Consider the following 1,437-nt stretch of genomic DNA (forward strand, 5'->3'; position numbering starts at 1 on the left):
CCAAGACATAAGGGGCATGATGATTTGACGTCATCCCCACCTTCCTCCGAGTTGACCCCGGCAGTCTCCCATGAGTCCCCACCCTACGTGCTGGCAACATGGAACGAGGGTTGCGCTCGTTGCGGGACTTAACCCAACATCTCACGACACGAGCTGACGACAACCATGCACCACCTGTACGCGACCAACTAAATGACACCCCATCTCTGGGATTCCACCGCGCATGTCAAGCCTTGGTAAGGTTCTTCGCGTTGCATCGAATTAATCCGCATGCTCCGCCGCTTGTGCGGGCCCCCGTCAATTCCTTTGAGTTTTAGCCTTGCGGCCGTACTCCCCAGGCGGGGCGCTTAATGCGTTAGCTGCGGCACGGAATCCGTGGAATGGACCCCACACCTAGCGCCCAACGTTTACGGCATGGACTACCAGGGTATCTAATCCTGTTCGCTCCCCATGCTTTCGCTCCTCAGCGTCAGTAACTGCCCAGAGACCCGCCTTCGCCACCGGTGTTCCTCCTGATATCTGCGCATTTCACCGCTACACCAGGAATTCCAGTCTCCCCTACAGCACTCAAGTGTGCCCGTACCCACTGCAAGCTCAGAGTTGAGCCCTGAGTTTTCACAGCAGACGCGACACACCGCCTACGAGCTCTTTACGCCCAATAATTCCGGACAACGCTTGCACCCTACGTATTACCGCGGCTGCTGGCACGTAGTTAGCCGGTGCTTCTTCTGCTCCTACCGTCACTTGCGCTTCTTCGGAGCTGAAAGAGGTTTACAACCCGAAGGCCGTCATCCCTCACGCGGCGTCGCTGCATCAGGCTTTCGCCCATTGTGCAATATTCCCCACTGCTGCCTCCCGTAGGAGTCTGGGCCGTGTCTCAGTCCCAGTGTGGCCGGTCGCCCTCTCAGGCCGGCTACCCGTCGTCGCCTTGGTAGGCCATCACCCCACCAACAAGCTGATAGGCCGCGAGCCCATCCCCAGCCGAAAAACTTTCCACCCACACTCGATGCCGAGGCGGGTCGTATCCGGTATTAGCCACCGTTTCCAGTGGTTGTCCCAGAGCCAGGGGCAGGTTGCTCACGTGTTACTCACCCGTTCGCCACTGATCCACCCCGAAGGGCTTCACCGTTCGACTTGCATGTGTTAAGCACGCCGCCAGCGTTCGTCCTGAGCCAGGATCAAACTCTCCGTCGAAAAACCTTCGATCACCAGCCACCGAAGCAGCCGAGCAACCTAGATCATTTCACTTCATAGTTGACCTTGGACTCCAAACCCCGCACCGAGCTGGCAAGCCGGCACGGGGGTAGATCCCAAAGGAACCCCGATCCCCACCCACACAGGAGTGAAGACCATTGGGGGTTAATGCATTGGCATCAACATATTTCTAGCGCACTGTTGAGTTCTCAAGAACCGGACGCACCCACCCCGACAAACCCT

The 1,437-nt window shown here is 58.0% G+C and carries 1 rRNA gene; it reads right to left on the minus strand.

The features are described 5' to 3' along the window. A 16S ribosomal RNA gene (locus H8N03_RS25945) occupies positions 1-1,194 on the minus strand; the annotation flags it as partial. Positions 1,195-1,437 lie beyond the last annotated feature (243 nt).

This window comes from Ramlibacter cellulosilyticus, from assembly GCF_014297465.1.
GTDB classification, from domain to species: Bacteria; Pseudomonadota; Gammaproteobacteria; order Burkholderiales; family Burkholderiaceae_C; genus Ramlibacter; species Ramlibacter cellulosilyticus.